Genomic DNA, 21,818 nt, shown 5'->3' on the forward strand with positions numbered 1-21,818 from the left:
CCGTGGAATGCCGCGGCCCGGCTCGCGGGGCACAGCGGCTCAGCGGGCGCCGAGGAGGTGTTCGAGGGCGAGCTGGTCCAGCTGCTCGAAGGCCATGCCCCGTCCGGCGGCGGCATCGACGTCGAACTCGTCGAAGGCGGACCGGTCGGCGAGCAGCCCGGCCAGGCCGTCCTCGGCGGTGGGGAGGGCGAGTTCGGGCAGACGGGAGGCGGCGAGCGCGGCCCGGACCTCCGGGTCGGCCCGGAAGGCGCGGGAACGCTCGGCCAGGAGCAGGTAGTTGCGCATGCAGGCCGCCGCCGAAGCCCAGACGCCGTCGGAGTCCTCGGTGCGCGGCGGCTTGAAGTCGAAGTGGCGGGGGCCGTCGTAGCCGGCCGATTCCAGTAGGTCGACCAGCCAGAATGCCTGGCGCAGGTCGCCCGCGCCGAAGCGCAGGTCCTGGTCGTACTTGATGCCGGACTGGCCGTTGAGGTCGATGTGGAACAGCTTGCCGTGCCAGAGGGTTTGGGCGATGCCGTGCGGGAAGTTCAGCCCGGCCATCTGCTCGTGGCCGACCTCAGGGTTGAGGCCGACCCGCTCGGGCCGGTCCAGCTCGTTGATGAACGCCAGGGCGTGGCCGATGGTGGGCAGCAGGATGTCGCCGCGCGGCTCGTTGGGCTTGGGTTCGATCGCGAAGCGCAGGTCGTATCCCTGGCTCTCCACGTACTCGCCCAGCAGGTCGAAGGCCTCCTTCAGCCGGTCGAGGGCGGTGCGCACGTCCTTGGCCGCGCCCGACTCCGCGCCCTCGCGGCCGCCCCAGGCGACGTAGACCGAGGCGCCGAGTTCCGCGGCCAGGTCGATGTTGCGGATCGTCTTGCGCAGGGCGTACCGGCGGACGTCCCGGTCGTTGGCGGTGAAGGCGCCGTCCTTGAACACCGGATGGGTGAAGAGGTTGGTGGTGGCCATCGGGACCTTCAGCCCGGCCGTGTCGAGTGCGGTGCGGAAGCGCTTGACCGCCTGCTCGCGCGTCGCGTCGCCGGCCGCGAAGGGGATCAGGTCGTCGTCGTGGAACGTGACGCCGTAGGCGCCGAGCCCGGCCAGCCGCTCCACGGTCTCGACCGGGTCGAGGGCGGGCCGGGTGGCGTCGCCGAAGGGGTCCCGGCCCTGCCAGCCGACGGTCCACAGGCCGAAGGTGAACCGGTGCGCGGGAGTGGGGACGAGCGGGTCGCTGGTCATGAGGGTCTCCGGTTCAGGTCCGAGGGGTATTTGTAATGGCGAAAAACAAATTAGTATGCCGAGACGCCAGAAGGAACCCCACCGGAGGAACGCATGTCTGCTCAGCGTGTCGTGATCGGTGTCGACAGCTCGACCCAGTCGACCAAGGCCCTCGCCGTCGACGTGGAAACCGGCGCCGTCCTGGGCGAGGGCCGCGCCGAGCACGCCGTCACCGCGGGCGCCGGACGCGAGAGCGACCCCGAACAGTGGTGGCGGGCGCTCGGCGAGGCCGTGGCCGGCACCGGCTGGGCGGATCGTGCCGCCGCCTGCTCGATCGCCGGCCAGCAGCACGGCCTGGTCACCCTCGACGCGGCCGGCCGGCCGGTGCGCCCGGCACTGCTGTGGAACGACGTACGCTCCGCCCCGCAGGCAGCCGACCTCGCAGCCGCGTTCGGGGCGGCGGAGCTCGCCCGCCGCACCGGAAGCGTCCCGACGGCCGCCTTCACGGCCGCCAAGTGGGCCTGGCTGCATGCGAACGAGCGTGCCGCCGCCGACCGCGTCGCGGCCGTCAGACTTCCCCATGACTTCCTGACGGAGCGGCTGACCGGTGAGGCGGTGACGGACCGCGGAGACGCGTCGGGAACCGGCTGGTGGGGCCTGGACGGCTACGACCGGGACGTCCTCGGCCGGATCGGCCTCGACCCCGGGCTGCTGCCCCGGGTCCTGCCGCCGGGCGCCCCGGCGGGCGTCGTCCGAGCCGGGATGCCGCTGCGCGAGGGCGCGCTGGTGGCCACCGGGACCGGCGACAACATGGCCGCCGCCCTCGGGCTGGGCCTGACCCCCGGACGTCCGGTGCTGAGCCTCGGCACCTCCGGCACCGTCTACGCCGTCGGCCGGACCCGGCCCTCCGACCCGAGCGGAACCGTCGCAGGCTTCGCCGATGCCCTCGGCCGCTGGCTGCCGCTCGCCTGCACGCTCAACTGCACCCTCGCCGTCGACCGCTTCGCCGCCCTCGTCGGCCGCGACCGCGAGGACGTCGAGCAGGGCGGCACGGTCGTGGTGCTTCCCCACCTGGACGGCGAGCGCACCCCGGACCTCCCGCACGCTTCCGGCCTGGTCCACGGCCTGCGCCACGACACCACGCCGGGACAGCTGCTCCAGGCCGCCTACGACGGCGCCGCCCACGCCCTGCTCGCAGCCCTGGACGACGTACTGCGCGCCGGGGGCGAGAGCCCCGCCCCCGACGAACCCCTGCTGCTGATCGGCGGCGGAGCCCGCGGCCGGGCCTGGCAGCGGACCGTACTGCGGCTGTCCGGCCGGGCGGTTCAGGTGCCCGAGGCCCGGGAACTGGTCGCGCTCGGGGCAGCGGCCCAGGCCTCCGCACTGCTCACCGGTGAGCCCGCCGACGCCGTCGCCCGGCGCTGGCGGACCGCCGCGGGCCGGGTGCTGGACCCGGTGACCCGTGACGACGACACGCTCGAACGGATCACCAGTACGCTGCGGCGGGCGCGGGCCCTGCAGGAGGCCCCGCCGGGAGAGCGATAGGAGGGGCGGGTCGATGACGGGGACCGGCAGGATGAGCGGGGGCGCGGAGGCCGCGCCCGCCTCGCAGCAGGGGATGCGCCGGCAGAACCTCGCGGCGGTGATCGGCGCGGTCGCCGCGCACGGACCGCTCTCCCGGGCGGACGTCGCCGGGCACACGGGTCTGACCAGGCCGGCCGTCTCCTCCATGGTCGACGAGCTCATCGGCCGCGGGGCACTGACCGAGACGGAGACCGCGCCCAGCGGACGGGTCGGCCGCCCCGGACGGGCCCTGGCCCTGAACGACCGGGGTCCCGCGGGCCTCGGACTGGAGATCGGCGTCACCCATCTCGCCGCGTGCGTCGTGGACCTGCGCGGTGAACCCCGGGTGTGGCGTCGGGTGGAGCGGGCCAACGCGGGCCGGCCGGCCGGAGAGGTACTGGCGGAGGCCGCCGCGCTGGGCGCAGAGGCGGAGGCCGAAGCCGCTGCCCTGGGCCTGCGCGTCGAGGGCCGCGTCCTGGCCGTGCCGGGGGTGGTGCCGAACGCGCCGGGCGGGCTGGTCGCCAATGCGCCGAACCTCGGCTGGCAGTCGGTCCGCCCCGCCGACCACTGGCCCGACCCCGACACCGTGCCCGAGCCGGAGAACGAGGCCAACCTCGGGGCGCTGGCCGAGCAGTGGCACCGCGGAAACCCCGCCGAGACCTTCGTGCACGTCTCCGCCGAAGCCGGAATCGGTGCCGCACTGGTCATCGGCGGGCAGCTGTTCCGGGGCGCCCGCGGCTTCGCGGGCGAACTCGGCCACCTTCCCGTCCACCCGGAGGGCGCCCCGTGCGCCTGCGGGGCACGCGGCTGCCTGGAGCAGTACGCGGGCGAAGCAGCCGTGCTGCGCGAGGCCGGGCTGGGAAACGTAGGCGACCCGGTGGCCCTGCTGGCCGAGCGGGCGGCCGCCGGGGACGCGGCGACCCTGCGCGCCCTGGACCGCGCAGGACGGGCCCTGGGTCTCGCCCTGGCCTCGGCGGTGAACCTGATCGACCCGGACGCCCTCGTTCTGGGTGGCGCCTACGCCGAACTCGCCGACTGGCTCCTCCCGGCGGTACGCGCCGAACTGGCCGCCCGGGTCACCGTCCGGCCCTGGACCCCGGAGGCGGTGCGCCCCTCCGCCCTGGGGCGCCGCGGACCGGTGCTGGGCGCGGCCTGGTCGACGGTCCGGCAGATCATCGCCGATCCCGCTCGCCTGCCGGCGCGCCGCCCGACCTCATAGCGCGTCCAAGTGAGCCCGCAGGCACGGATGTGCTCTCACTCCACGGCGGCATCGAGGAGAATCTGCGCCAGTTCGCGCGGCTGGGAGAACATCGGCCAATGACCGGTGTCCATCCTGGCCAGCCGCCAGCGCTTGCTGTTCAGCAGCTCGGCCACATCGTCGTCGGGCTGGGCGTCGTCGGGCTCGGTCCCCGGCATCACGCACAGGATGTATGTCGCCGGAAGTTCACCGAGCGGCCCCGCCAGCACGGCGGGTTCGGTCAGCGTGGCACCTGGGTGAGGCGTCGAGCCACGCACGAGGCGTGCGATCTGCTCGTCGGTGAGACCTTCGCCGTCGTAGTGAGCAGCCGGCGCGAGCGGCCAGAACCCTCCGTTCTCGGCGATCGATGCCTCCACCGCCGCCCCGCCGTCCGGCCAGGCGGAGACGAACGACTCGCCGTCGGTCGGAACACTCGAGTCGACGAATACCACGCGGGCCAGTCGGTCACCGATCCGCTCCGCGGCCTGACCGACCGGGATGCCCGAGTAGCTGTGACCCACCAGGACCACGTCACGCAGACCCCGGCGTTCCACCTCGGCAACGATGTCCTGGACGTGAGTCGCTTGCCCCGCCGGTACACCCCGCTTGTCAGCAAGACCGGACAGCGTCAACGGATGGACGCCGTGGCCGGCCGCACGCAGATACGGCACCACTTCATCCCACGCCCACGCCCCTAGCCGTGCACCTGCAACCAGCACGAAATTCACCATGTCCGCACCGTAGCTCGCGGCCGGACCGCACGTGACCGAGGCCCCGGTTCACAGTCCCTGTGCCAGTCGGTGGTACGCCTGGTTCCAGCGGAGATCGCGCCGGAACTGCTTCGGAGTGGTGCTCTCGTCGATGAGCGCGAGTTCCAGGCGGAGCATCTCCGCCAGGTCGTCGAGGTGGTCGGAGGTGAGGGCGGTGCTGAGGACGGTGTGGTGCGGTCCTCCGGCCGTGAGCCAGGATTCGGTGGAGGTCCGCAGGTCGGGGCGGGGCCGCCAGACCGCGCGGGCCACGGGCAGGGCGGGCAGCGGGTGCGGGGGCGCCACCACGTCGACGTCGTTGGCGATCAGGCGGAAGCGGTCGCCGAGGTCGGCGAGGCCGACCACCACGGCGGGGCCGGGGGCGGCGTCGAACACCAGGCGCACCGGGTCCTCCCGCCCGCCGATGCCGAGCGGGTGGATCTCGCAGCCGGGCCTGGCGGCCGCGAGGGTGGGGCACACTTCCAGCATGTGCGCGCCGAGGATGAGCTCGTTGCCCGGTGTCAGATCGTAGGTGTAGTCCTCCATGAAGGAGGTGCCGCCCGGGAGGCCGGTGGCGGCCACCTTGAGGGCGCGCAGCAGGACGGCGGTCTTCCAGTCGCCCTCTCCTCCGAAGCCGTACCCCTGGGCCATGAGCCGCTGGACCGCGAGGCCGGGAAGCTGGCGCAGCCCGCCCAGGTCCTCGAAGTTGGTGGTGAAGGCCCCGAAGCCGCCCGTTTCCAGGAAGGCGCGCAGGCCGGCTTCGATGCGGGCCGCGTAGCGCAGCGAGTCGTGCCGGTCGCCTCCGGGGCGCAGTTCGGGCGCCAGGTCGTAGAGGTCCCCGTACTCCTTGACGAGGGCGGTCACCTCGGCCTCGTCCGCGGTGTCGACGACCTCCACCAGGTCGTTGACGCCGTAGGTGTTGACGGAGACGCCGAAGCGCAGCTGCGCCTCGACCTTGTCGCCCTCGGTGACGGCCACGTCGCGCATGTTGTCGCCGAAGCGGGCGACCTTGAGGGTGGCCAGTTCGGATCGCGCGGCGGCCGCCCGCGCCCAGACCGCGATGCGTTCGGTCGTCACCGGGTCGCTGACGTGTCCGGCCACGGTCTTGCGGGGTACGCCGACACGGGCCTGGATGTGCCCGAACTCGCGGTCCCCGTGCGCGGCTTGGTTGAGGTTCATGAAGTCCATGTCGATGGTGTCCCAGGGCAGGGCCACGTTCGACTGGGTGTGGAGGTGCAGCAGCGGCTTGCGCAGCGCGTCCAGTCCGGCGATCCACATCTTGGCCGGCGAGAAGGTGTGCATCCAGGCGATGAGCCCGATGCACCGGTCCTCGGCGTTGGCGTCGAGGCACACCCGGCGGATGGCGCCGGCGTCGGTCAGTACCGGCTTCCACACCACGCGCGCGGGAATGCCGGCGGTGTCGGCCAGTGCAGTGGCGATCTGCCGCGACTGGTCGGCGACCTGCTTCAACGTCTCCTCTCCGTACAGGCCTTGGCTGCCGGTGAGGAACCAGATCTCCTGGGCGGGGGAGGCTTGGCTGGGCACATGGACTCCTGTAGGTGACGTTCCGCAGCGGTGGTGAGTGCGGCGGGCGGATGGAGGAAGAGGGAAGGGATGACGGGGCGGGGTCAGCCCGCGGTGTGGGCCGTGTCGCGGATGTTCCTCAGGCGGTGCAGCAGGCCGCCGGCGGCGAAGTGGTCGTGCAGGAGCCGGTACTCGGCGAAGAGGGCGTCGTAGGCGTCGGCTCGGGAGACGTCGGGCGTGTAGACGGAGGGCCGTCGGCGGCCCATGGCGGCGGTGGCCGCTCGTACGTCGGGGTGCGCGCCCGCGGCCACGGCGGCGTGGATGGCCGACCCGAGGGCGGGGCCCTGATCGGACGCGGCGAGGGAGACGGGGCGGCGCAGCACGTCGGAGTAGATCTGCATCAGCAGTTCGTTCTTGGCCAGTCCGCCGGCGACGATGAACTCGTGCACGGGCACGCCGCCCGCCTCCAGGGTCTCCACGATGACGCGGGTGCCGAACGCGGTGGCTTCGAGCAGCGCGCGGTAGACGTCCTCGGGGCGGGTCGCGAGGGTGAGCCCCACGAGGACTCCGGAGAGGTGGTGGTCGACGAGGACCGAACGGTTGCCGTTCAGCCAGTCGAGGGCGACCAGTCCGTGGCCGCCGACCGGCTGTAGTGCGGCTTTGCGGGTCAGCAGGGCGTGCAGGTCCTCGCCGCGTTCGGTGGCCTCGGCGAGGTAGTCCGACGGGACGCCTTGGTCCAGTACCCAGGCGAAGATGTCGCCGACCGCGCTCTGTCCGGCCTCGTAGCCGTAGGCTCCCTCGACGATCCCGCCGTTGACGACGCCGCAGATGCCGGGGACGTCCGCGAGGACGGGCGCGTTGACGACGTGGCAGGTGGACGTCCCCATGATGGCGAGGAGCGAGCCGTCCTCGACGGCCCGGGCCGCCGCTGCGGTGACGTGGGCGTCCACGTTGCCCGCGGCCACGGCGATGCCGGGGCGCAGCCCTGTCCAAGCCGCCGCCTCGGTGCCGAGCGAGCCCACGCGTGAGCCCAGCGCCGAGAGGGGGAATTCGAGGCGGGTGCGTGCGAAGTCGGCGAACCGGGGGTTCAGCGCGGCCAGGTACTCCTCGTTCGGGTAGGCGCCGTCCTGGTGGATCCCCTTGTACCCGGCCGTGCAGGCGTTGCGGGACTCGGACCCGGTGAGCTGCCACACGATCCAGTCGGCGGCCTCGATCCACCGCGCGCAGGCTTCGTAGACGAGCGGATCCTCCTCCAGGACCTGGAGGGCCTTCGCGAACTGCCACTCGGAGGAGATCCGGCCGCCGTAGCGGGCGATCCACTTCTCCCCGCGGGCGTGCGCGAGTTCGTTGATGCGGTCGGCGTGCGATTGGGCCGCGTGGTGCTTCCACAGCTTGGGCCACGCGTGCGGCCGTCCGGCGAGCTCCGTCTCGGCGAGGGGGGTTCCGTCGGCCAGCGTGGGCAGGACGGTGCACGCGGTGAAGTCGGTGGCGATGCCGATCACCGCGGCCGGATCGACCCCGGCCGCCGCCACGGCCTCCGGGACCGCGTGACGCAGTACGTCCCGCCAGTCCTGGGGGTGTTGCAGGGCCCAGTCCGGAGGCAGGTGCGCACCGCCGTCCGGCAGGTGCCGGTCGATGACGCCGTGCGGGTAGGCGTGGACCGCCGCGGCCAGTTCCTGACCGTCGCGCACCCGCACCACCACGGCGCGGCCAGACAGTGTGCCGAAGTCGACGCCGACCGTGTACTGCTCCGATTCCTCGGAGTACGGGGTGGGCGCGAGGAGACGGGGTGACGTCAACATAGTGCCTTTCGAAGGAGCCGTGGGGCGGCGGGCGGAGCGGCGGGCGGAGCGGCGGGCAGCCCGGCAGGCGGATGTGCCGCCCCGCGATCCTGGCAGTCGGGCGGGTGATCCCTCCGTAGTGTGAGCGCTAACAATTTGAGAGGCAAGGGGTTGTGCGGGTTGCGCGCGAGCTCCGGTGGCACAGCGGCGGTAACGGACAGGTAACGCGCGCAAGAGGGTTGAGAACGCAGCTTGTTAACGCTCACAATGCGACGGCGCCCTCTCCCGAGGGACCCCTCTCCTGCCGACCCCGCCCCGACCCGCCCGGCCCCCGACGCCGGCCTCCCCGGCCTCCCCGGCCGGCGCGGCGGCGCGGCACCCCTGGGACTCCTCTTGGGCACAGCCCGGCCCCGGCCGTGCGGCGCCTCTTCCGTTGCACCTCGAAAGGACACTCGACATGGCCCGCAGAGCAGCTCTCGTCCTCACCACCGCCCTTCTCGTCTCCTCGGCGCTGACCGCCTGCTCGACCGAGAGCCCCGCCCCCGGTACCTCCTCGGCGGCCAAGGGAGGCTCCGGAGACGCGATCACCCTCGGCTTCGCCCAGGTCGGCGCCGAGAGCGGTTGGCGCACCGCCAACACCAAGTCCGTGCAGGAGGCGGCGAAGAAGGCCGGGATCACCCTCAAGTTCTCCGACGGGCAGCAGAAGCAGGAGAACCAGATCAAGGCGATCCGCACCTTCATCCAGCAGAAGGTCGACGTCATCGCCTTCTCTCCGGTCGTGGAGTCCGGCTGGGACACGGTGCTGAAGGAGGCCAAGGACGCGGGCATCCCGGTCATCCTCACCGACCGCGCCGTGGACACCAAGGACACCTCCCTCTACAAGACCTTCCTGGGCTCCGACTTCGTCAAGGAGGGCAAGTCCGCGGGCGAGTGGCTGACCGGCGCGTACGCGAACGAGCAGGGCCCGGTCAACATCGTCGAGCTCCAGGGCACCACGGGTTCCGCACCCGCCAACGACCGCAAGGCCGGCTTCGCCGACGCGATCCGCGCCGACGGCAAGTTCAAGATCGTCGCCTCGCAGACGGGCGACTTCACCCGCGCCAAGGGCAAGGAGGTCATGCAGGCGTTCCTGAAGTCCCAGAAGGACATCGACGTCCTCTACGCCCACAACGACGACATGGCCCTCGGCGCCATCCAGGCCATCGAGGAGTCCGGCAAGAAGCCCGGGACGGACATCAAGGTGATCTCGGTGGACGGGATCAAGGACGCCTTCGTCGCGATGACCGAGGGCAAGATCAACGTCGTGGTGGAGTGCAACCCGATGCTCGGCGACCAGCTGATGGAGCTGACCAAGAAGGTCGCGGCCGGGGAGAGCGTGCCGACTCGTGTCGAGACCGTGGAGGGCGTCTTCCCGCAGGACAAGGCCGCGGCGGCGCTGCCGTCCCGGAGCTACTGAGACCGCGCGTGCCGGCTCCGGGGGAGGCGGATCGGCCCCCTCCACCGCCCGGAGCCCGCTCCACCACCCACCCACGAGAGGAGGGCGGATGACACCCCCGTCCACCCCGCGGCCCCCACACGGCGCGGTCCCGCGGCCGGTCCTGGAAGCCCTGGACATCCGCAAGCAGTTCCCGGGCGTGCTCGCCCTCGACGGAGTCGCCCTGCGGCTCTTCCCCGGTGAGGTGCACGCCCTGATGGGCGAGAACGGCGCCGGGAAGTCCACGCTGATCAAGGTGCTCACCGGTGTCCACCCCGTCGAAGGCGGCACCATCCTCGTCGACGGCCGGCCCCACACCTTCGCAGACCCCCTCCAGGCGCAGCAGGCCGGAATCAGCACCGTCTACCAGGAGGTCAACCTGTGCCCGAACATCTCGGTCGCCGAGAACATCCTCATCGGGCGCGAACCGCGCCGCTTCGGTCTCATCCACTGGTCCGCGATGCGGCAACGGGCGGCAGAGCTCCTGACGGAACTGGACCTCGACCTCGACGTCACCGGTCTGCTCGGCTCGCACTCCCTGGCGGTGCAGCAACTGGTCGCCATCGTCCGGGCGGTGGACGTGTCGGCGAAGGTGCTCGTGCTGGACGAACCCACCTCCAGCCTGGACCGCGAGGAGGTCGCCCAGCTCTTCACCCTGGTGCGGCGCCTGCGGGACCGCGGTGCGGCCATCCTGTTCGTCACGCACTTCCTCGACCAGGTATTCGAACTCTGCGACCGCGTCACCATCCTGCGCAACGGCAGCCTGGAAGGCGAGTACCCCATCGGTGAACTCACTCCGGTGACGCTGGTCCAGCGCATGATCGGCGGAGAACTGGCCACCCTCGACCAGCTGTCCGAACGTGCCCACGAGGAAGCGGCCGGACGGGAGACCGGCGAGCCGTTCCTCCGGGCCCGCCAACTGTCCCGCACGGGCTCGATCGAACCGTACGACCTCGACATCCATGCCGGAGAGGTCATCGGACTGGCCGGCCTCCTGGGCTCGGGCCGTACCGAGGCGGCGCGCCTCCTGTTCGGCGCTGACAGCGCGGACGGCGGCGAAGTGAGCATCGAGGGCGAGAAGGTGCTCCTGCGCAGCCCCCGCCACGCCATCGCCCGGGGCATCGCCTTCTGCTCCGAGAACCGCAAGTCCGAGGGACTGGTGGGCGAGCTCACGGTCCGCGAGAACATCGTCCTCGCTCTGCAGGCCGCCCGCGGCTGGACCAGGCCGCTGGCCCGTCAGAAACAGGACGAACTGGCACGGCACTGGATCGAAGCCCTGGACATCCGCCCCGCCGACCCCGAAGCGCAGGTACGCAACCTCAGCGGAGGCAACCAGCAGAAGGTCCTCCTCGCGCGGTGGCTGCTGACCGAACCGCGGCTCCTGATCCTCGACGAACCCACCCGGGGCATCGACATCGGGGCCAAGGCGGAGATCCAGAAACTCGTGGCCCGCCTGGCGGGCGAAGGCACCGCCGTGCTGTTCATCTCGGCGGAACTCGAAGAGGTCCTGCGCCTGAGCCACCACATCGCCGTGCTCCGCGACCACCGCATGGTGGCCGCCCTCAGGAACGACGACACCGTCACGCCCGAACGCATACTCACCACCATCGCCACCGGAACGGACTCATGACCCTCCAGCCCGCCACGTCCGGGGCGGTCGGCGGAATCGGGAGACGGCTGGCCGGCCACCGCCTGCTGTGGCCGACGCTCATCCTCCTCGCCCTGCTCCTCGGCAACCTCGCGTTCCACCACGACTTCCTCTCCGTCCGCGTGCGCGACGGACACCTCTACGGCAGCCTCGTCGACATCCTCCAGTTCGGCGCGCCCCTCACCCTGGTGGCGCTCGGCATGACCCTCGTCATCGCCACGCGGGGCATCGACCTCTCGGTGGGTTCCACCGTCGCCATCGCCGGCGCCCTCGCCTGTGGGTACATCTCCACCGCCGCACGACCCGGCGGCGTCGCCACCATGCTCACGGCCGTCGCCCTCGCCCTCGGCGTCGCCCTCGTGCTGGGCCTCGCCAACGGCTTCCTCGTGTCGGGGCTCGGGGTGCAGCCCATCGTGGCCACCCTGATCCTCATGGTCGCGGGCCGCGGCGTCGCCCAGCTGATCACCGGCGGCCAGATCGTCACGGTGACCAGCGCCCCCTACAAGATGATCGGAGGCGGCTACTGGCTGACCTTCCCGTTCGCCGTCCTCCTGGCAGCCGCCCTCTTCGCGCTCACCGCATTCGTCACCCGTCGCAGCGCACTCGGCATGCTGATCGAGTCGGTGGGCGGCAACCCCGCCGCCAGCCGCTTGGTCGGCATCCGCGCCGGCGGTCTGCTCGCCCTGGTCTACGTCTTCAGCGCGCTGTGCGCCGCCGTCGCCGGGCTGATGATCAGTTCCAACGTCTCCAGCGCCGACGGCAACAACGCCGGCCTGTGGATCGAACTGGACGCGATCCTCGCCGTAGTCGTCGGCGGCACCGCCCTGACCGGAGGACGCTTCTCCCTCGGTGGCACCGTCCTGGGCGCCCTGATCATCCAGACCCTCTCCACCACCGTCTACACCCTGGGCGTCCCGCCCGAAACCACCCTCGTCTTCAAGGCCTTCGTCGTCATCGTCGTCTGCCTCGTCCAGTCCCCGGTCTTCCGGGCCAAGGTCCTGCGCCGCCGCGGGACGACCACTCCCCGATCCCACACATCGGCGGGCGCCGCCCCGCAGCAGCAGGAGGTACGCGCATGAGCACCGGCATCGCGAGCGCCGCCGCGCACCTCACCCGACCCTTCGCGACCGTGTCCCCGCGCACCCGCACCCGTATCCCGCTGATCGTCACGGCCGCCCTGCTGGTCGTCATGTTCGGCGTCGGTTCGGTGCGCTACGAGGGCTTCCTCTCCGCGCAAGTCGTGCTGAACCTGCTGATCGACAACGGGTTCCTCCTGGTCGTCGCGGTCGGGGCGACCTTCGTCATCCTCACCGGCGGCATCGATCTGTCCGTCGGCTCCATGGTGGCCCTGTCGACCATGCTCACCGCCTGGCTGGTCGAGTCGCACGGCTGGCCGCTGGCCACCGTCGTCCCCGTGGTCCTGCTGGTCGGCGCCGCGAGCGGGACGCTCATGGGCTGGATCATCCACACCTTCGAGATCCAGCCGTTCATCGTCACCCTGGCCGGCATGTTCCTCGCCCGCGGGCTCTGCTACACGATCAGCACCGAATCCCTCACGATCAGCGACCCCACCACCGCAGGCATCGCACAGACCCGGCTGTACGGCCCGGCGGGACTGTTCGTCTCGATCCCGGTGGTCATCGCCCTGGCCGTGCTGGTGATCGCCTTCGTCGTACTGCACCACACGCGCTTCGGCCGCAACGTGTACGCGCTGGGCGGCAACGAGGCCTCCGCACGTCTGATGGGCCTTCCGGTGAGCTCCACGAAGATCGCCGTGTACGCCGTCAGCGGCCTGTGCTCCGCACTCGGCGGCCTGCTGCTGACCTTCTACATGCTCTCCGGCTACGCCCTCCACGCCATGGGCATGGAACTCGACGCGATCGCCGCCACGGTGATCGGCGGCACGTTGCTGACCGGAGGTTCCGGCTTCGTCCTGGGCACCGCCCTCGGCGTGCTGGTCCTCGGCACGATCCAGACGGTCGTCAACTTCCAGGGCACGCTCAGCTCCTGGTGGACCCGGATCGTCATCGGCGCCCTGCTGCTCGTGTTCATCGTGCTGCAACGCCTGATGAGCGGACGCCGCCCCGCCGCCGACTGACTCCCGGCTCCTGAAGGAACGGGGGAGTGGCGGCGGTTCGGCTTCCCCGGCCGGGCCCGCGCGGAGGTCCACACGCGCGGGCCCGCCGACGTTCCCCGGCGGGGTCATTCCCCGAGGGGGGAGATCCTGCGGGCCGTACTCGCGCGCACGATGAGTTCGGGCGCCACGACCAGGTGCGTCGACTCGTCGGTCCGGCCTTCGATGTGGTCCAGGAGCAGCCCGATGCTGGCGCGGCCGATCGAGGCGAAGTCCTGACGGATCGTCGTCAGCGGGGGCGGGAAGAACTCCGCCTCGGGGATGTCGTCGAAGCCGGCGACCGCCACGTCCTCGGGCGTGCGCAGCCCGGCCTCCCGCAGGGCCCGTAGCACGCCGAGGGCCATCTGGTCGTTGGCGACGAACACCGCGGTGAGGCCCGCTCCCCGCCCTCGTGACGCCAGGACCCGCCCCGCGAGCTGCTGGCCGGCCTGGTATCCCGACAGCGGACTCCAGTCGCCGCGCAGCAGGGGCGGCACTTCGGCGCCGGCCTCTCGCAGCGCGTCCTCCCATCCCTGCGTGCGGGCCTCGCTCTCGAGCCAGTCGGGAGGGCCCGCGACGTGCCAGACGGTGGCGTGTCCCGACGCGAGAAGGTGTTCCGTGATCATGCGGGCGCCGAGGTTCTGGTCCAGCGACACCCCCGGCAGGTCCAGGGTGTGGCCGCCTTCCACGGTGACCACCGGGCACGGTGCTTCCAATGCCGCCAGGGCCCTCACCGCGTCGCGTTGGGGAGTGACGGCGACGATCCCCTCCACGCCCCACCCGGCGAGGTGCTGCATGGCTTCGGCGAGGGCCGTCCGCGTGGCGGTCCGGAGTGTGACGGCGGACGTCAGATAGCCGCGGTCCCGAGCCGCTTCTTGAACCCCCGCCACGGTGCTGGCGGGCCCGTGCAGCGTGGTGTTCACCGCGATGACGCCGAGCGTGTGGGTCCGGCGGGTGGCCAGAGCCCGGGCTGCCGAGTTGCGGCGGTACCCCAGCTGCTCGATGACCTGTGTCACGACGGCTCGGGTCTTGGCGCTGACGTTCGGATGGTCGCTGAGCACCCGTGAAACGGTCTGGTGGGACACGCCGGCGACGCGGGCGACGTCCGTCATCGTGGGCGCTCGCGAGACGTCCGGTAGCTGGGTCAACGCTCTTCCTCTCCTCGTCGAGCGGCCCTTCGCAAGGTACCGAGCCAGCCGCGGCCGGCACACGTCCCGGACCGTTCGGGAGATGGCCGACGAGTATCGATGTTGGCGTTCACATTATGCAGCGGTACCCGCATGTTGTGGGCGGGAATCTTCTCGTACATCTTGAGATCTATGGTTGTTAGCGTTCACAATCTGACAGGGTGGCTGCGGCTGCACAACCGCGATGCCTGGTGCGCCCCCGATCGGTCCAGCCCACTCATGCGCGATTGCGGGGCCCGCCGGACTCCGGTCCCGGGAAACCGCCGCGCGCATGTCGGAGAGACGGTGAGAGCGTAGTGAGCGAGACCCCCCTCAAGGACCTCCGTCGCGAGGTCCTCGCGGCCAACCTGCGCATCCCGGAAGCCGGTCTGGCCACCCTCACCTGGGGAAACGTCAGCGGAGTGGACCGAGAGGCCGGTGTGTTCGTCATCAAGCCGTCCGGGGTCTCGTACGCCGATCTCACCGAGGAGGACCTGGTCGTGGTGGCGCTGGAGGACGGCCGCGTGGTCGAGGGGCACCTCAGGCCTTCCACCGACACCGAAACCCATCGGTGCCTCTACCGGGCGTTCCCCTCCATCGGCGGCGTCACCCATACGCACTCGGCGCACGCCGTCGCCTTCGCCCAGGCGCGCCGCCCGATCCCCGTGCTGGGCACGACGCACGCCGACACCTTCAACGGCCCCGTCCCCGTGACGGCGGACCTCACCGCGGAGCAGTGTGCGAAGGACTACGAGTACAACACCGGACAGGTGATCGTTGCCCGGCTCGACGGCGACCCCCGCCGGGCGGAGGAGGTCCCCGGAGCGCTCGTCTCACGACACGGCCCCTTCACCTGGGGCGCCACCGCGAAGGCCGCGCTGGAGAACGCCGTCGTCTGCGAGGCCGTGGCGGAGATGGCGCTGCACACGCTGGCGCTCGGGTCGCGCCTCGGGGAGGCCTCCGAACCGCCGAGGCATCTGCTGGAGCGGCACTTCACCCGCAAGCACGGCCCGGACGCCTATTACGGCAACACCCCTCACGCCCCGGGCCCTTGAGGCGCCGCACCCGCACGCGGCGCGGCCCGGATCGCCCTGCGTCGGCGCCGCGGCGGGTGGGGGGGGGGGGGGGGGGGGGGGGGGGGGGGGGGGGGGGGGTGAGTGCCGAGAGCCGGCCGCCTGGCCGACCGGTGCAAACCCGTCCAAGCCGAGGTGGCGGTGGGGCTGTTCTCGATTGAGGGGGGCGTGAGTGGGGCGAGGGTCGGTGAACTCCTCGTCGGTGTAAGTGCCTTGACGCGTCGTCCGGCGGCTGGCTTCAATGGGAGCGCTCCCACTCCAACCCCCCATTCATCGAGGAAGGCTCCACCCGTGCCTCCTGTCACCTCAGCCCGCGGCGTGCCGCGTCGCGCGGCCGCCGTGCTCGCCGGCCTCGCACTGGCCGCCGGCGGCCTCTCCGCCGCAGCCCTCACCGTTCCGGTCGCGGCTGCCGCCCCCGTGACCCTCGCTGCCGACACGCCCGTACGGGTCAACCAGCTCGGGTATCTGCCCGACGGCCCCAAGCGGGCCACCGTGGTCGGCTCCGCGACCACCCCGCTCGCCTGGCAACTGCGCGACGCTTCCGGCGCGGTGGCCGCCTCGGGCACCACCACGGTGCGCGGCGCCGACCAGGCGTCCGGGCAGTCCACCCACCTGGTGGACTTCGGTGCGTACACCGGCACCGGTGCCGGCTACGCCCTGGTCGTGGGCGGCCAGAGCAGCCACCCCTTCGACATCTCCGCATCGCTGTACGACGGACTGCGCGCCGACAGCATGTCGTTCTTCTACCAGCAGCGCAGCGGCATCGCGATCGACGCCGCCCTGGCCGGCGGCAGCGCCTACGCCCGCCCTGCCGGGCACCTGGGCGTCGCCCCGAACAGGGGCGACACCAGCGTGCCCTGCCAGGCCGGGGTGTGTGACTACCAGCTGGACGTGCGCGGCGGCTGGTACGACGCGGGCGACCAGGGCAAGTACGTGGTCAACGGCGGCATCTCCGTCTGGGAGATGGTCAACTCCTTCGAGCGGGCCCGCCGTTCGGGTGGCGACGCGGCGCTCGGCGACGCGACGCTGAAGGTGCCGGAGCGCGGAAACGGGACACCGGACGTACTGGACGAGGCGCGCTGGGAGCTGGAGTTCCTGCTGCGGATGCAGGTCCCCGCCGGGAAACCGTCGGCCGGGATGGCCTTCCACAAGATGCACGACGCCAAGTGGACCGCCCTGCCGACCAAGCCCGAACTCGATGCCGAACAGCGTGAGCTGCACAAGCCGTCGACCGCGGCGACGCTGAACCTGGCGGCCTCCGCCGCGCAGTGTGCCCGGGTATACGCGTCCTACGACGCCGCGTTCGCCGCGCGCTGCCTGGACGCGTCCCGCCGCGCATGGACGGCTGCCAAGGCCAACCCGAGCGTGCTGGCGCCGGCGACCGACAACACCGGCGGTGGGGCGTACGAGGACGCCGACGTCTCCGACGAGTTCTACTGGGCGGCGGCGGAACTCCTGGCCACCACGGGCGAGTCGCAGTACCGGGACGCCGTCACCTCCTCTCCGCACCACGCCAAGCCCGCCGACTCGTTCTGGTGGGGCGGCACGGCGACGCTCGGCCGGATCACCCTCGCCACCGTCCCCGGAGTGTCCCTGCCCGCCGACGACATCGCCCGGCTGCGCGGCCTGCTGACCGCGGCCGCCGACGGTCACCTGACCACCATGGCCGGACAGGGCTACGCGGTGCCGCTGCCCGCCACCGGGTATGTGTGGGGCTCCAACAGCGCCGTCACCAACAACGCGATGGTGCTGGCCGTCGCATACGAGCTCACCGGCCAACAACGCTACCGGGCCGGAGCGGTGGAGTCCCTGGACTACCTGCTCGGCCGCAACGCGCTCGACCTCTCCTACGTCACCGGCTACGGCGACCGCTCCGCCGAAAACCAGCACCACCGGTTCTGGGCCCACCAGAACGACGCCTCGCTGCCGCACCCGCCGGCCGGTTCCTTCGCGGGCGGGCCGAACGCGGGGCTGGAGGATCCGGTGGCCAAGGAGAAGCTCGCCGGCTGCGCACCGGCCGCGTGCTACGTGGACGACATCGGGTCGTACTCCACCAACGAGGTGGCCATCAACTGGAACGCCTCGCTGGCCTGGCTGGCGGCCTTCGCGGCCGAGCGGCGCGGCGCCCCCGCGGCGCCCGTGGTCCAGGTGGCACCGGCCACCGTGACGGTCCCGGAGGGCGGTTCGGTACCGGTGGGCGTGCGGCTCTCGGCGGCGCCCGCGCAGAGCGTCACGGTGACGGTGGCCCGGAGTGCCGGCGACCAGGACCTGTCGGCGGCCGCGACACTAGTCTTCACGCCGGCCAACTGGGCTACGGCGCAGCAGGTTTCGATAGCTGCCGCGCAGGATGCCGACGCGTCATCGGGCAGCGCGACCTTCACGGTCGGTGGCCCCGGCGTGCAGCCGGCGACGTTCACGGCGGCGGAGGCGGACGACGACGCGCCGTCGGCCTCCTGCACCGTCGCGTACCGGATCGACAACGCCTGGGGCAACGGCTTCACGGCGACGGCGACCGTGAGCAACACCGGAGCCTCGGCGATCTCCGGGTGGACCCTCGGCTGGAGCTTCGCAGGTGATCAGCGGATCAGCAACGCCTGGAACGCCACGGTGAGCCAGTCGGGCAGCACGGTCACCGCCCGGGACGCGGGGTGGAACGGCACGCTGGCCCCCGGCGGCAGCGTGAGCTTCGGCTTCCAGGCGACGTACTCGGGCACCAACGCGATCCCGACGCGCTACACGCTCAACGGTGCACTCTGCTCCTGACGGACGACGACGGAGTGGAGCCGGGGTCATCATCCCGGCTCCACTCCGTCTCCGTGGTGCGGGTGCGTCACTGGAACCGTGCGAAGAACCGCCAGATCTCTCCCTTGGTCCAGGTCCTGACGCCGCTCTCGTCGGGGGAGCCGTCGACCGGACCGGGCAGGTGGCCTCCGTCGAACGCGGCCCATTGGACCGGGTACCCGGCACGGCAGCCCGAGTAGGTGGTCGTGATGTGCGTCCGGCTGCCCGGTGCGGGCTCGCGCGGGCCCTGGGGAGTACAGCCGTTGTTGCTGACGAACCTGCCGCGCAGGGACCGTCCTTGCGCGAGGGTGGGGACGGAATCGCCGACGCCGTGGATTCCGAAATGGGCGGTGGGCTGGGCGCCGCTGCTGCACCCGCTGATCTCGCCGTCGGAGATGACCGCGACGGCCCTGAAGACATTCGCCCGGGTGCACGCGAGTGCGTAGCTCATACCGCCGTCCCAGTTGAATCCCGTGGCGAATCGCTGCGTCGTGTTGACGCAGAGGCCGCCCTCCATTCGCCGGATCATGTCGTCGACGAAGGCGATGTCCTCACCGCCCGAATCGGCCCATCCGTTGCCGAGTCCCTGAGGATGAAGCTGCGGCCCTTGCCGCCGCTCTGAATCGTGTGCGTACCGCTCACCAGAGTCGGAGCGCTGCCGCATCCGCCACCGGACGGCAGCTTGCACCAGCGATGTAAGGCCGCCGTGGCAGGCCATCAGGTGCGGGTCCAGCGTTGGTTGCTGCCGTTCGAGCAGGCGTAGAGCTGGATCAGGGTGCCGTTGGCGGTGCCGTTGGCGGCGGCGTCGAGGCAGAGGCCGGACTGGACTCCGACGATGGATCCGTCGGAGTTGAGGCGCCACTTCTGGTTGTCGCCTCCCCAGCAGCCGTAGATCTGGACCTTGGTTCCGTTGCCGGTGCCGCCCGCGTCCAGGCACTTGTTGCCGTAGACCCTGAGCTCGCCCGCGGCGGTGTACGACCACTGCTGGTTGGTGCGGTTGTTGCAGTCCCACAGGTTGAGCTGGGTGCCGTCGGTGGTGCCGGCACCGGGCACGTCCAGGCAGCGGCCCGAGCCGACGCCCTTGATCTGTCCCGCACCGGGCGTGGGGGTCGGAGTGGGGGTGGAGGAACCGGCGTTGAGTGCGTTGAGCACGGAGGTGTAGGCGGTCTTCTTGCTGCCGTTGCCGTCGAACAGCAGCGGTGACTGCTCCGATCGCCAGGAGTCGGTGTCGCGCACGCCCCAGACGGTGATGCCGAGGCAGCGTGCAACGGCCAGGCAGTCGTTGGTCACGTTGGCGTAGGTCGTGGCCGAGGCGCCCTGGATGTCGAGTTCGGTCACGGCCACATCGACGCCGAGGGCGGCGAAGCTCTGCAGGGTGGTGCGGAAGTTGCTGTTGTAGGGGCTGTCGCTGTTGAAGTGCGACTGGAAGCCGACGCAGTCGATCGGCACGCCGCGCTGCTTGAAGTCCCGGACCATGGCGTACATGGCCTGGGTTTTGGCCCAGGTCCAGTTCTCGACGTTGTAGTCGTTGTAGCAGAGCTTGGCGGCCGGGTCGGCGGCGCGCGCGGTACGGAAGGCGACCTCGATCCAGTCGTTGCCGCTGCGCTGCAGGTTGGAGTCGCGCCGGGCTCCCGAACTGCCGTCGGCGAAGGCCTCGTTCACGACGTCCCACTGGACGATCTTGCCCTTGTAGTGGGCCATCACGCCGTTGATGTGGTTGTTCATCGCCTGGCGCAGCGTGCTGCCGCTCAGGCTCTGCATCCAGCCGGGCTGCTGGGAGTGCCAGGCCAGGGTGTGGCCGCGGACCTGTTTGCCGTTCTGCACCGCCCAGTTGTAGACGCGGTCACCGGCGGCGAAGTTGAACTGGCCCTGCTGGGGTTCGGTGGCGTCGATCTTCATCTCGTTCTCGGGCGTCACCGAGTTGAACTCGCGGCCCGCGATCGTGGTGTACGCCGAGTCGCCCAGCCTGCCCGAGGCGATGGCCGTGCCGAAGTAGCGGCCGCTCTGCGCCGCCGCGCCGCCGAGCGTGCCCTCGGCGGCGTGCGAGGTCGGCGCCACCAGTACTGCGGCCGAACCGAGGACGCCGACGACCAGGGCTGTCCACAGGCCGCCGATCTTCCGGCGGACGGTGGGCGGGGAAATGGCATGTGAGCGCATGAATGAGCCTCCAGGAGAGAAATCAAGGAAGGAGGGGGAGCGCGGCAGAATGAATCCGCGTGAGCGACGCCCACGCCCCTTGATAAAGGGACGGTCACCAACAGGGCGTAGGGATCCAAGGCCGGCACCCGGCACCCGGACGGACGGACGGACGACACCGTCTCGGGCCCCAGTCTGGAAACCCCGCCGAAACATGTCAAGAGTTTCGAATGGATTTCGAGAATCCGGCCTTCCGGATAGGCCTGATATCCGTTTTCCATGGCGTGCTCCTCATCGAAAGTATTTCGATGAGGAGCGGACGGCGGACCCGAGGGGAGATCCCGCCATAAACGAATATTCATTCCAGCTCGTATCTCCGGGAATGGCAGGCTGGTCAAAGGTCGGCGCGGGGTCAGTAGCCGTAGATCATCTTGTAGGCGACCTCCGGCAGGAACTGTCCGGCCGAGGAGCCGGCCCCGACGCCGCAGTTGCCGTCGGACTCGCCGGGGACCTTGATCCACAGCAGCATTTCGGCACCGCCGCCACGCCGGCTGGGAGTTCCGATCCGGCGGCCGGCGGGGTTGCACCACTGGCCGTCGGAACCGTTGCCGTTGCGGCTGGTGTCGATGACGAACGGCTTGGTGTAGCCGTAGGAGGCCAGGGCGGAGTTGACCGCGTTGCCGTAGGAGGTGTTCTGGTCGGTGGTGACGTAGTTGGAGACGTTCAGTGCGAAGCCGTGTGCCCCGCTGACACCGGCGGCGGCGAGCTGCCGCGCCATGGTCGGGGCGTCGATCCAGCCGGGGTTCCCGGCGTCGAGGTAGACCCAGGTGTGGGGTGCCTTGGCCTTGAACTGGGCAATGGCGTTCTTCAGCATGGCGTTGCGCTCGGCGATCTGGCCGGCCGTCATGCAGCTCTCGTGACCGAGCGCGTCGGGTTCGAGGACGACGACGGCGGGGCGGCTGCCGATGCCACTGGCGAAGGCGGCGATCCAGGTGTCGTACGCGGCGCGGCTCCCGGCGCCGCCGCCGGAGTGACCGGCGCAGATGTCCCGATCGGGGATGTTGTACGCGACGAGGATCGGTAGCTTGTCGTAGGAATCCGCGCGGCCGGCGTAGGCGCCGGTGGCCGTGCCGATGTCGCCGCTCCAGTTGCCGAACCAGCGGGCGGCCGGGGTGTCGGCGATGGACGTCCGGATCGCCGCCGCCCGCCCGTCGCCGGGGTTCACACGGGCCCACCGCAGGGCGGAGTTGTCGGGGTCGGTGTAGAAGCCGCTGGTCATGGTGGTCGGGTCGGCGGCGTGTGCCGGGCCGGCGTCGATCACGGCGAGACCGGCGGCGAGGACACCGGCCAGCAGGGCGGATGCGGCTCGGACGGACGTGAGCATG

The 21,818-nt window shown here is 71.3% G+C and carries 16 protein-coding genes; 8 read left to right on the forward strand and 8 right to left on the reverse strand.

The features are described 5' to 3' along the window. Positions 1-39: 39 nt before the first annotated feature. Positions 40-1,212: a xylose isomerase gene (xylA, locus tag ACE1OC_RS37630; protein ID WP_407840790.1), complete on the reverse strand. Its 1,173-nt coding sequence runs from the start codon at positions 1,210-1,212 to the stop codon at positions 40-42. Positions 1,213-1,305: 93 nt separating this feature from the next. Here xylA and xylB point away from each other — a divergent pair, with 93 nt between their 5' ends. Beyond that, entirely contained in the window at positions 1,306-2,736 is a 1,431-nt protein-coding gene (gene xylB, locus ACE1OC_RS37635) for a xylulokinase (RefSeq protein WP_407840791.1), read from the forward strand. Between the two features lie 13 nt (positions 2,737-2,749). Next, positions 2,750-3,973, forward strand: coding sequence for an ROK family protein (locus ACE1OC_RS37640; RefSeq protein WP_407840792.1), 1,224 nt, complete (start codon positions 2,750-2,752; stop codon positions 3,971-3,973). A 35-nt stretch (positions 3,974-4,008) separates the two neighbouring features. Here ACE1OC_RS37640 and ACE1OC_RS37645 read toward each other — a convergent pair whose 3' ends face one another. The 3 genes from ACE1OC_RS37645 to araB all read right to left on the reverse strand — a co-directional run bounded on the left by ACE1OC_RS37645 (position 4,009) and on the right by araB (position 8,063). Then, positions 4,009-4,722 (reverse strand): alpha/beta fold hydrolase, encoded by a 714-nt coding sequence (locus ACE1OC_RS37645; RefSeq protein ID WP_407840793.1) that lies wholly within the window; start codon positions 4,720-4,722, stop codon positions 4,009-4,011. A gap of 48 nt (positions 4,723-4,770) precedes the next feature. Next, positions 4,771-6,282, reverse strand: coding sequence for an L-arabinose isomerase (gene araA / locus ACE1OC_RS37650; protein WP_407840795.1), 1,512 nt, complete (start codon positions 6,280-6,282; stop codon positions 4,771-4,773). An 83-nt stretch (positions 6,283-6,365) separates the two neighbouring features. Further along, entirely contained in the window at positions 6,366-8,063 is a 1,698-nt protein-coding gene (gene araB / locus ACE1OC_RS37655; protein WP_407840796.1) for a ribulokinase, read from the reverse strand. Positions 8,064-8,499: 436 nt separating this feature from the next. Between araB and ACE1OC_RS37660 the strand changes: the two genes are divergently transcribed. The 4 genes from ACE1OC_RS37660 (at position 8,500) to yjfF (ending at position 13,262) form a co-directional block, all read left to right on the forward strand. Next, complete coding sequence (locus ACE1OC_RS37660; RefSeq protein ID WP_407840797.1) at positions 8,500-9,498, forward strand: ABC transporter substrate-binding protein; 999 nt, start codon at positions 8,500-8,502, stop codon at positions 9,496-9,498. 88 nt (positions 9,499-9,586) lie between these two features. Next, on the forward strand, positions 9,587-11,146 hold the full coding sequence (locus ACE1OC_RS37665) for a sugar ABC transporter ATP-binding protein (RefSeq protein WP_407840798.1): 1,560 nt from the start codon (positions 9,587-9,589) through the stop codon (positions 11,144-11,146). Further along, positions 11,143-12,243 (forward strand): ABC transporter permease, encoded by a 1,101-nt coding sequence (locus ACE1OC_RS37670; protein ID WP_407840799.1) that lies wholly within the window; start codon positions 11,143-11,145, stop codon positions 12,241-12,243. The genes ACE1OC_RS37665 and ACE1OC_RS37670 overlap by 4 nt, the downstream gene beginning before the upstream one ends. Continuing rightward, a complete protein-coding gene (yjfF, locus tag ACE1OC_RS37675) occupies positions 12,240-13,262 on the forward strand; it encodes a galactofuranose ABC transporter, permease protein YjfF (RefSeq protein WP_407840800.1) in 1,023 nt (340 codons plus the stop codon). Before ACE1OC_RS37670 ends, yjfF begins: the two co-directional genes overlap by 4 nt. A gap of 104 nt (positions 13,263-13,366) precedes the next feature. Here the strand turns inward: yjfF and ACE1OC_RS37680 are convergent, their stop codons facing one another. Continuing rightward, positions 13,367-14,389, reverse strand: a complete 1,023-nt coding sequence (locus ACE1OC_RS37680; protein WP_407841805.1) for a LacI family DNA-binding transcriptional regulator — start codon at positions 14,387-14,389, stop codon at positions 13,367-13,369. 371 nt (positions 14,390-14,760) lie between these two features. Between ACE1OC_RS37680 and araD the strand changes: the two genes are divergently transcribed. Both araD and ACE1OC_RS37690 read left to right on the forward strand, forming a co-directional pair. After that, positions 14,761-15,498, forward strand: a complete 738-nt coding sequence (gene araD, locus ACE1OC_RS37685) for an L-ribulose-5-phosphate 4-epimerase AraD (RefSeq protein ID WP_407840801.1) — start codon at positions 14,761-14,763, stop codon at positions 15,496-15,498. Positions 15,499-15,807: 309 nt separating this feature from the next. Next, positions 15,808-18,279 (forward strand): glycoside hydrolase family 9 protein, encoded by a 2,472-nt coding sequence (locus ACE1OC_RS37690; RefSeq protein WP_407840802.1) that lies wholly within the window; start codon positions 15,808-15,810, stop codon positions 18,277-18,279. Positions 18,280-18,346: 67 nt separating this feature from the next. On the opposite strand, the gene ACE1OC_RS37695 is transcribed toward ACE1OC_RS37690, so the two are convergent. The 3 genes from ACE1OC_RS37695 to ACE1OC_RS37705 all read right to left on the reverse strand — a co-directional run bounded on the left by ACE1OC_RS37695 (position 18,347) and on the right by ACE1OC_RS37705 (position 21,817). After that, entirely contained in the window at positions 18,347-18,826 is a 480-nt protein-coding gene (locus tag ACE1OC_RS37695; protein ID WP_407840803.1) for an alpha/beta hydrolase family esterase, read from the reverse strand. Between the two features lie 188 nt (positions 18,827-19,014). Beyond that, positions 19,015-20,454, reverse strand: a complete 1,440-nt coding sequence (locus ACE1OC_RS37700) for an endo-1,4-beta-xylanase (protein WP_407840804.1) — start codon at positions 20,452-20,454, stop codon at positions 19,015-19,017. Positions 20,455-20,845: 391 nt separating this feature from the next. Further along, positions 20,846-21,817 (reverse strand): glycoside hydrolase family 6 protein, encoded by a 972-nt coding sequence (locus tag ACE1OC_RS37705; RefSeq protein WP_407840805.1) that lies wholly within the window; start codon positions 21,815-21,817, stop codon positions 20,846-20,848. Position 21,818: the final 1 nt, after the last annotated feature.

The sequence above is a fragment of the Streptomyces stoeckheimensis genome (assembly GCF_045822005.1).
Taxonomy (GTDB): domain Bacteria; phylum Actinomycetota; class Actinomycetes; order Streptomycetales; family Streptomycetaceae; genus Streptomyces; species Streptomyces stoeckheimensis.

Bases quoted from the DNA above. Each gene is read 5' to 3' on its own strand.
- xylA (WP_407840790.1), bottom strand. From the start codon at position 1,212: ATGACCAGCGACCCGCTCGTCCCCACTCCCGCGCACCGGTTCACCTTC.
- xylB (WP_407840791.1), top strand. From the start codon at position 1,306: ATGTCTGCTCAGCGTGTCGTGATCGGTGTCGACAGCTCGACCCAGTCG.
- ACE1OC_RS37640 (WP_407840792.1), top strand. From the start codon at position 2,750: ATGACGGGGACCGGCAGGATGAGCGGGGGCGCGGAGGCCGCGCCCGCC.
- ACE1OC_RS37645 (WP_407840793.1), bottom strand. From the start codon at position 4,722: ATGGTGAATTTCGTGCTGGTTGCAGGTGCACGGCTAGGGGCGTGGGCG.
- araB (WP_407840796.1), bottom strand. From the start codon at position 8,063: ATGTTGACGTCACCCCGTCTCCTCGCGCCCACCCCGTACTCCGAGGAA.
- ACE1OC_RS37660 (WP_407840797.1), top strand. From the start codon at position 8,500: ATGGCCCGCAGAGCAGCTCTCGTCCTCACCACCGCCCTTCTCGTCTCC.
- ACE1OC_RS37665 (WP_407840798.1), top strand. From the start codon at position 9,587: ATGACACCCCCGTCCACCCCGCGGCCCCCACACGGCGCGGTCCCGCGG.
- ACE1OC_RS37670 (WP_407840799.1), top strand. From the start codon at position 11,143: ATGACCCTCCAGCCCGCCACGTCCGGGGCGGTCGGCGGAATCGGGAGA.
- yjfF (WP_407840800.1), top strand. From the start codon at position 12,240: ATGAGCACCGGCATCGCGAGCGCCGCCGCGCACCTCACCCGACCCTTC.
- ACE1OC_RS37680 (WP_407841805.1), bottom strand. From the start codon at position 14,389: ATGACGGACGTCGCCCGCGTCGCCGGCGTGTCCCACCAGACCGTTTCA.
- ACE1OC_RS37695 (WP_407840803.1), bottom strand. From the start codon at position 18,826: ATGATCCGGCGAATGGAGGGCGGCCTCTGCGTCAACACGACGCAGCGA.
- ACE1OC_RS37700 (WP_407840804.1), bottom strand. From the start codon at position 20,454: ATGCGCTCACATGCCATTTCCCCGCCCACCGTCCGCCGGAAGATCGGC.
- ACE1OC_RS37705 (WP_407840805.1), bottom strand. From the start codon at position 21,817: ATGCTCACGTCCGTCCGAGCCGCATCCGCCCTGCTGGCCGGTGTCCTC.